At 67.9% G+C, this 7,967-nt stretch carries 8 protein-coding genes; 3 read left to right on the forward strand and 5 right to left on the reverse strand.

Annotated elements, in window-relative coordinates; all coding sequences use genetic code 11:
* Nucleotides 1-189 precede the first annotated feature (189 nt).
* Complete coding sequence (locus tag IG62_RS45970) at nucleotides 190-531, forward strand: hypothetical protein (RefSeq protein WP_199812388.1); 342 nt, start codon at nucleotides 190-192, stop codon at nucleotides 529-531.
* Between the two features lie 75 nt (nucleotides 532-606).
* Here IG62_RS45970 and IG62_RS0101760 read toward each other — a convergent pair whose 3' ends face one another.
* From IG62_RS0101760 to IG62_RS0101780, 5 genes are all read right to left on the reverse strand, one after another.
* Entirely contained in the window at nucleotides 607-915 is a 309-nt protein-coding gene (locus IG62_RS0101760; protein ID WP_030796642.1) for a hypothetical protein, read from the reverse strand.
* A gap of 126 nt (nucleotides 916-1,041) precedes the next feature.
* The gene (locus IG62_RS0101765) at nucleotides 1,042-1,923 is read right to left on the reverse strand and encodes a hypothetical protein (protein WP_030796644.1); all 882 of its coding nucleotides are present in this window, start codon (nucleotides 1,921-1,923) and stop codon (nucleotides 1,042-1,044) included.
* A 158-nt stretch (nucleotides 1,924-2,081) separates the two neighbouring features.
* Nucleotides 2,082-3,785 carry a cholesterol oxidase substrate-binding domain-containing protein gene (locus tag IG62_RS0101770; RefSeq protein WP_030796646.1) on the reverse strand — a complete coding sequence of 568 codons (1,704 nt, stop codon included), beginning with the start codon at nucleotides 3,783-3,785 and terminating at the stop codon, nucleotides 2,082-2,084.
* A 303-nt stretch (nucleotides 3,786-4,088) separates the two neighbouring features.
* Nucleotides 4,089-4,805 (reverse strand): response regulator transcription factor, encoded by a 717-nt coding sequence (locus IG62_RS0101775; RefSeq protein ID WP_078871739.1) that lies wholly within the window; start codon nucleotides 4,803-4,805, stop codon nucleotides 4,089-4,091.
* Nucleotides 4,802-5,896 carry a sensor histidine kinase gene (locus IG62_RS0101780; RefSeq protein ID WP_234326154.1) on the reverse strand — a complete coding sequence of 365 codons (1,095 nt, stop codon included), beginning with the start codon at nucleotides 5,894-5,896 and terminating at the stop codon, nucleotides 4,802-4,804. The genes IG62_RS0101775 and IG62_RS0101780 overlap by 4 nt, the downstream gene beginning before the upstream one ends.
* 299 nt (nucleotides 5,897-6,195) lie before the next feature.
* Here IG62_RS0101780 and IG62_RS41205 point away from each other — a divergent pair, with 299 nt between their 5' ends.
* Together IG62_RS41205 and IG62_RS0101790 are read left to right on the forward strand one after the other, a co-directional pair.
* Nucleotides 6,196-6,921 carry a DUF998 domain-containing protein gene (locus IG62_RS41205; protein WP_063755314.1) on the forward strand — a complete coding sequence of 242 codons (726 nt, stop codon included), beginning with the start codon at nucleotides 6,196-6,198 and terminating at the stop codon, nucleotides 6,919-6,921.
* A gap of 211 nt (nucleotides 6,922-7,132) precedes the next feature.
* Complete coding sequence (locus IG62_RS0101790; RefSeq protein WP_030796655.1) at nucleotides 7,133-7,777, forward strand: dihydrofolate reductase family protein; 645 nt, start codon at nucleotides 7,133-7,135, stop codon at nucleotides 7,775-7,777.
* Nucleotides 7,778-7,967 lie beyond the last annotated feature (190 nt).

The raw sequence follows: 7,967 nt of genomic DNA on the forward strand, positions 1-7,967 counted from the left end.
TAGCGTGCGCTCGGGGCGGGCGAGGTCGAAGCCCGGCGCGCGGCCGAGGGCGTGGCCACGCGGGCGCACCGACCATGGCGAGTGGTGCACTCGAGGGTTGCTGTCGTGCATGCCCTTGTAAGGTCGTGGTGGGTCAACGCCGTGGCGTGTCCGCACGAGCCGTGAAGCATGGGAGGGGCACAGATGGGCTTGTCGTTGCTATTGCTGTTGGTGGTCTTGGCCGTGTTGGCCGCGCTCGTGGTCGTCATCGCCGTGGCGGTGAGCAAGCGCGGCAGGAGCGCGCAGCCGCAGGTCCCTCCCGGGGGTTGGGCCGCGGGCCCGGGCATGCCGAACCAGGCGCCGTATCCGCCCGCCCAGTACCCCGGCCAGGGGTACCCGCCGGCGCAGCAGCCGGGCGCGCAGGCGTATCCGCCGGCGCAGCAGCCCGGCGCGCAGGCGTATCCGCCGGTCACCCCTCCCGCGCAGCCGCCGCAGCACCCCGGACCGTACGGCACCCCACCGCCGCAACAGCCGCCCTATCAGGGGCAGTAACACCCGAAGATCGCCAATGACCGGCCGCGGAGTCTCCGCGGCCGGGGGACCTCTACCTGCTGCGGGACGAGCTAACTACTCCACCGCATAGAGCAGCTTGTACTCAGCGCCACTCGCCTTGAAGTGCAGACTGCGCTCACCAGGCGTATCCGTGATCCAGTGCTTCCCGAGCTTGTCGTCCTCGTCCGGGCCGTCGTCCTCCCAGAGGGAGACCGCGATCCTTCCCGTGAAGTCGCAGTCGTACTTGACGGTGTACATCCGGTCTCCCAGCACTGTGCCATTCCACACGGTGCCGCGGTCCTGGAGCACAAGCCTCGGCTCATCGAAGCCGCTCCAGCCCTCAGTCGTGACGCACTTGAGCTTCTCCAGATACAGCTTGGCCATACCGTCCCCTGTGAAGGATCCTTCCCGACACTGCACATCCTGCTGAACCTCAATAAACGATCACTAAACGCATTCGGCAGTGTTCCCCGGCCGTCAGGCGGCCGGGGCGCCGGCCTGTGGTTCTTCTCAAGTGAGGGGGCTGCTCGGGGATCCCTCGATGTCGGCCACGGCGAGCTGAAAGATGCGGTGCTGATCCTCGGTTACTGGCACGTCCGAGGTCCCGGCCTGCTCAGCTGCCTCCACCCATTCGCGAATGATCACCTCGATGATGTCCGGCAAACCTGTGCCCAACAGCATCTCGATCAACTGCCAGGCGTGCTCCGTATGGGGAAATTTCGCGGCCAGGTAATGCGCTCTGGCTTCCTGCCATATCTTCCGTGCCGCCTCCGGTCCGTCATTGTGGGCTGCGTCGTGCAGCAGGCGGCACCAGCCGATAGCGATGCGGTCGGAACAACCGCTGAACTCACTCTCCCAAGGGCTGATTTCCGCGACCTCACGGAACAACGCACGGGCCGCGGCACGCTCGCCGACAGAGTAAAGCTCGTGCGCCTGCCCCAACTTCGCGTCCAGCCGTCCCCACGGCGTGGCCCCGTGCTTGGCCACGTAGGCGTGCATTTCCGCCTCGTATTCTCTGAACTCAGCTGCGCGGCTCAGCAGATGTTCGGAGTACCACCACAGCTCAGAAGTCTCACCCTCGTCGACGCCGTTGGCTTCGGCTTCCCGTAGCAGCTCGACGGCCCGTTCGCTGCCCTCTTTCATGTCGTCCGGGTCCATGAAGTCTTCCTGGGAGGCCAGGCAGCCGTATGCGCCGGCGAGGGCCACGGCACCTCGCACGTTCTCGTTCACCTCGCCGGATGCCAGATATTCGTCCACGGATGACGCGACATGGGACCAGTCCGCCTCGTCGGTCAGCTCTCCGGCCGGGGTGAAAAACGCCCGGAATTCCAACGGCAGCTCCCCGGAGGTGATCAATGTGGTGACACTGGCGGGAATGGACGGCAGGTCCATGTTCCTCCCCTAACGCTGTCGATCAACTACCGGTCAGTGTCCCGCACTTGGAGATTTCCGGAAGCGGATAGCGCGAAGCTGACGTCTTCCCTGCGCACTGGCCGGCCACGTGCAAGCGCATTGGCGTGCACGCGTACGCGCAGTGTGGCAGCCGTGGCTCAAGGCAGCAGCGTGTCGAGGAAGGCGTTGGAGAACACCCGCGCCGGATCGTAGGAGTTCAGTGTGTTCTGGGCAGTGCGCCAGTCGTTGAACGCGGCCGGGACCGTGTTGCCCAGCGTGGCAGGGTCCGTCCAAGGACCGCTGTCCGTGTAGGCCCAGCCCTTGGACCATTCGGGACGTACGGTCGCGTACGAGCCGGTGTAGGTCTGCCAGATCCATTCTTCCATTTCGCGGAAGAAGGGGGCCGCGCCGGGAGTGCCGGGGTAGGTGGCGAAGTCGAGCCACACCACGGTGTCCCATTCAGGGTGATCGGGACGGGCGAGGGCCGGCGAGAGGAGGGGGCCGTCGTGCGGATCGGTTCCGGTGATGCGGAGCTCGATCGGGCCGTTGACGGGGTAGGAGCCGCGGCTCTGGTGAGCTGCCAGCACGCTCTTGTAGTGACCGTAGAAGTCGCTCACCACTCGTTGTACGTTCGCCCGGGATGTCAGTACCGCCCAGCCGGCTTCGACGATGCGCAGTGTCGTGGGTTCGACGTACAGCAGACTGTTCTTCGACCAGCCCCAGACGTCCCACGTGCCGGTGACGATCAGCCCGGAGCCGACGATGGACATGGCGAGCTTCGTGAAGTCGGGTGTCTTGTCGCCCCCGCCGGCGGCGATCTCTCCGAGCAACTTCGACATGTCCTCGGTGACACGGTTGGCGAAGGAGTAGGGGTAGGGCGCGTCGAGCTGCTTGGCCAGCCAGGGCTTGGCCGGTGCCACACTCCACACCTTCAGCCACGGCACATCGGTGAACGGGAACCAGATCGCCTCGACGCGTCCGGTGCCGTCCAGATAGGAGCTGATCGTCCGGCCGCCGGTGCCGGGGGGACCGAAGACGGTGGCGACGTTGACGTCGTACCAGTTACGGCAGCGCAGACGGGCGTTGGCGGCAGCGGTCATGGTCACTTCGGTGATGAAGGCGCGGCCCAGGTGGACGAGGAAGGCCCGGATGTCGGGGTCGGAGCGAGTGAAGGTCCTGAGCGCGTAGCGGCCTTCCGCCGCGTTCCACACCACGGCGGTGAGTGAGGTGACCAGAGAGCTCAGGGTGCCGAAGCCGGAGCCGGCGGGCGGACGTTCGCCGGCGGTGGGCAGCCCGGTGCCGTGGCCACCGATGGCGAGGACCCCGCCGATGGTGAGGTCGCCGGGTGCAGTGGTCGCGGCGAGGCCGAGCCCCGAGTCCTCCAGGCGGGCGAGGATGGTGTCGAGGGTCGCCCCGGCCTGCGCGGTGACGCTCCCGGGGTTGCCGCCGCGGACGCTGACCGCGGTGAGATGGGAGGTGGTGTCGACGATGACGGTGCGGGAGGTGTCGGCGCCGGCGGGTACCACCAGCGGCGACCAGGTGTGGCCCTTGCCCCGGGCGCGGAGACGGTAACCGTGCTCGTGGGCCCAGTTGGCGAGGGTCACCACGTCGTCGGGGGTACGGGCCGAAGCGGTCCAGACGTCCTCGACGACGATCTCCAACGACCAGTTGCGGAAGGCTTGTTGGGAGAGGGGGATGCCGGCGGGGAAGCCGGGCGGTGGGGTGAGGGTGGCCGCGGCGCTGCCCGCGGGGATGCGATGCGAGGGCTGTAGACCGGCCGCCGCGGCGAGCCCGGCAGCGGCGGTCGCGGTCAGGAGCGTGCGGCGGGTGAGGGAAGTTCTTCGAGCGCTGTCATCGGACATGGCTGTCCCTCCGGCACGCGGCGCGCCGCCCCGCCTCACCGCGCACGGGATCGTAGGAGTGAGACCGTACGAGCGCCCCGGTGCGGTGGGGGTGCGGGGAGTGTAGGGTGACGGGCCGTCAGATGCAATGGCCGTGCGCAGGAAGCCGGTGGTACGCGACACGATCGCGCCCGCTGCCATCACGACGCTGGACTCACCATCACGGCGACGTGGTGCGTGCCGCGACGGAGTCATCAAGCCGGCGTCGGATGGCTCGCTCCGCGGGTGGCCGGCAGCCGCTTGACGGCGGACGTCCGACTCAGGTCACCAGTTGCCTGCGCCGGGGCCGACCAGGCCCTCTTCGTAGGCCAGAACGACGGCCTGAGTACGGTTGCTTGCGCCCAGCTTGGCCAGCACATTGCCCACGTGGGTTTTGACAGTCTCCAGGCTCACCCGCAACTGCGCGGCGGCTTCCTGGTTGGACTGGCCCTTCGCCATGAGTCGCAAAATCTCGGTCTCGCGGCTGGTGAGGGCGGCTGTCCGGGCGCGGGATGTGTTGTGGAGAACGGGCCTGTCAGCAGCAAGGCGGCGAACTGCTTCCGGAAACAGTACGGAATCGCCGGTGGCCACCAACCGGATGGCGTGCGCGATCTGCTGGGCCGGCGCCCGCTTGCGGATGAAACCACTGGCGCCGACCCGCAGGGCGTCATAGACGTGTTCGTCGTTCTCGAATGTGGTGATCACGATGACCTTCGGTGGGTCGGGCAGCGCGGACCGCAGCCGCCGGGTCGCCTCGATACCGTCCACACACGGCATCCGTATGTCCATCAGCACGACGTCGGGGCGTAGCCGCTCGACCATGGGAAGCACATCGGCGCCGTCCGCGGCCTCGCCGACGACGTCCACGTCGGATTTGGCGGCCATCAGGGCTCGCAGTCCGGTACGTGTGAGCTCGTCGTCATCGACGATGAGAACAGTAATGGGCGGGTCGGCGGCCGGGGTTGGGGCTGGTGCCCGAGTGGGGCTGATGCTCACGTTCACAGTGCCGAACGTAGCGGAATCCGAGCAGCCAGCCGCCAGCTTGTCCCGTGCTTGTCCGTGGGTCCCGCGGACACCTCACCGCGCAGCAGCCGCACCCGCTCGCCGATCCCGGTCAGCCCGTGCCCATGCTTGCGACCCGGGCGGAACGGCGCGGTGCCGTCGAGCGGGTTGATGAGCTCCACCTCCAGCCAGCCGCCCCGTACGGCCACCCACAGGCTCATCTCTGCCGTCTCGCCGTGCCGCAAGGAGTTGGTCAGGCCCTCCTGAACGATGCGGTATGCCTCCCGCGACACGGTGGCCGGTACTTCCGCGAGGTTTCCGGCGGTCTCCACGCGCAGCACCGCGCCGGCTTGCCGGACCCGCTCGGTCAAGGGACCGAGGTCGGCGAGGGTGTGCTGCGGTGTTGTGGACGTCTGCCCTGCCCGCAGGACACCGAGCACATGGTCGAGGTCGTCCATCGCGGCCCGGGAGGTCTCCTCGATGCTGCTGAGTGCGCGTCGGGCCGCCTGCGGATCGCTCTCCATCAGTTCCCCGGCGACCGCAGCCTGGATGGTGGATGCGGTCAGGGTGTGCCCGATCGAGTCGTGCAATTCCTGAGCCAGTCTGTTGCGTTGGGCCAGAAGATCCCGCTGCGCCTCCACGGCGGCCAGCAGGTCGGCAGGCCGCGGACCGAGGAGGAGCGGGGCGAGCAGACGCATGACTGCCGCGCCACCCACCGCGACGTATCCGGCGAGCGCCAGGCATCCGGCGGAGGCGACCGCCACCCACAGACCCTGCCACCCGGGCTCCACGTGGATGGTCCACGCGCCTGTCCTCACCGGACCGCCACCGCTCAGCCAGACCGAGAGGAACACCAGGGCCACGAAGACCGACAGACAGGTCACGACGGTCACCGCCACACCGACCGCCAGATGTGCGGTCAAGTACACCGCGGTGCGGAGCCGGTCCACCCAGGGGGAGGCCGGCGATTGCGGCGGGGCGGAAAGAGCAGTGCCCAACAGCCGGTTGGCCAGCCGAACGCACCCCCGGCGCGCCGCACGAGGAGCGCCCATGGCCACCAGCGCCGCGCACAGCGCGCAGCTGAATCCCACGACACGTAGCGCAGCCGGCCACTTCGGCGACGCCGAGACGAGCCCCAAGGCCATCGGCGGCAGGCTCATGACCGCCCCGATCCAGGCGTACATCCCACTCCGGCAGGCCGCTCTGCCGAAGGGCGAACGCATCATTGTGATCACGGCCTGCACCGTACCCTCGGGCGCCTCGGCGTGCCTCCCCCGAAAGAGCCAGTACCCGGGGCTCCGATTTCCCCCGTCGCAGCGATGCGCAGGAACACCGTCGACTGAGAACGTTGACGACAGAAAGTGACCGATTCGGCGCCTGAAAGGCCGTGATGAAAACCAGATCCGCGTCGCATTCCGAATACCGCACCTCCGCGACGGCAAGGATCGGTGCGGCCGCATGGCTCGTAGCCACCGTGCAGTTCTTCGTCGTCCAGCTTGTCGTGGAGGCCGGCTGGCGCACCCCCTACAGCTGGGCGAAGAACAACATCAGCGATCTCGGCAACGTCGGGTGCCGGATCTGGGATGAGTCCCGGCCTCGATATGTGTGTTCGCCGCTGCACGGCGCTATGAACGCCAGCTTCGCCGTCCACGGTGTACTGCTGCTCGCCGGCGTGCTGCTGGCCGGAGCCTGCTGGGGCCGCGGTGTGATAGCGGTAAGTTCCCGAATTCTGTTGGCCATTGGGGCCGGCGGGTGGGTTCTGGTCGGCCTTGTTCCAGCAGACGTCGAAGAGAATCTGCATGTAGGGGGCGCACTCCTCATCATGGGGCTGGGAAATCTCGGGCTTCTCCTCGCCGGATTTTCGTCCCGAGACTCACTCTTCGGCGGACTGCGGAGCGTAACCCTCTCGATGGCTGTCGCCGCGGTGCTCGGGGCATGGATGTTCTTCGGTCAGCACGACCCCGGAATCGGACTGGGCGGCCTGGAACGTATCGCGGCCTGCGCCCTGGACGCGTGGATCCTCGTCATGGCTCTCGCCATACTCCGTGCCCGCCGGTCGGACAACGCGGGCGCATCAGCGAGTCTTCGAAGCGACGGTGCGCGGAGCGATGGGTGACGACGCGTCCCTCGGGGCGCTCACCCAGAGGTACGTGCCTCGTCCAGGCCCCGGTATGCCCACGCCACCTGTACCCTCGGCGCGCCACCTTTCCCTGGACCAGCAGGCGTCCTGACTGGGGCAGTCAGTCTCTGACCGGTCACGGACGCAGCGATGAGTTCTCCCGGCCCGGCACGTCTCACCACCGTTGTCGCCAGCACAGGAGGAACACGTGGCCCAGCTACTGAGGGTTCAGAATTTCAACGTCTCGAGTGACGGAATCGGTGCCGGTGAGGATCAGACCCTGGAGAGGCCATTCGGTCATGTCGAGCCCGAGAGGCTGTTTGCCTGGGCCGGCGCCACGGCGAGCTGGCCCATGCGCACCGACTCCGGGGGCAGCCGGGGCCTGGACGACTATTTCACGCGGGACTATGCCCGCAACATCGGTGCAGAGATCATGGGCCGCAACAAGTTCGGGCCTCAGCGCGGGCCCTGGCGCGACCATGAGTGGCAGGGCTGGTGGGGTGACGAACCCCCGTTCCGCACCCCGGTATTCGTCCTGACCCACCACAAGCGTCCTTCGCTCACTCTTTCCGACACCACCTTCCACTTCGTCGACGGCGATCCGGCCACGGTCCTCGACCAGGCCCGGAAGGCGGCGCAGGGCAAGGACGTCCGGCTCGGCGGCGGGGTGAGCACCATCCGGCAGTTTCTCGACGCCGATCTCGTCGACACCCTGCACGTGGCGGTCTCGCCGGTGAAGCTCGGGTCCGGAGTACGCCTCTGGGAGTCCCCGGATGAACTGCTCGACCGGTTCCACCTGGAGGTCGTTCCCAGCCCGAGCGGGGTGACGCACCACCTGTTCTGGCGAAAGTAACCGGTCGCCCTGGCAGCCCCGGTCGGCGGTTTCGCCTCCGGGGCCGCCCTGAGGCGGGCCGTCGAGTCGCGCCTCGCCGGGCTCCGGTCAACGCGCCGTGGCAGTGAAGCGGACACGCGGCCCGTGGACTTTTGGATCACGGTGCGGTCGGTCAAGTCGGCCTCCTGGATCAGGCCGGGGGAGTTGGCCA

Origin of the sequence: Streptomyces sp. NRRL S-337 (assembly GCF_000720175.1) — a bacterium.
Classification (GTDB): domain Bacteria; phylum Actinomycetota; class Actinomycetes; order Streptomycetales; family Streptomycetaceae; genus Streptomyces; species Streptomyces siderophoricus.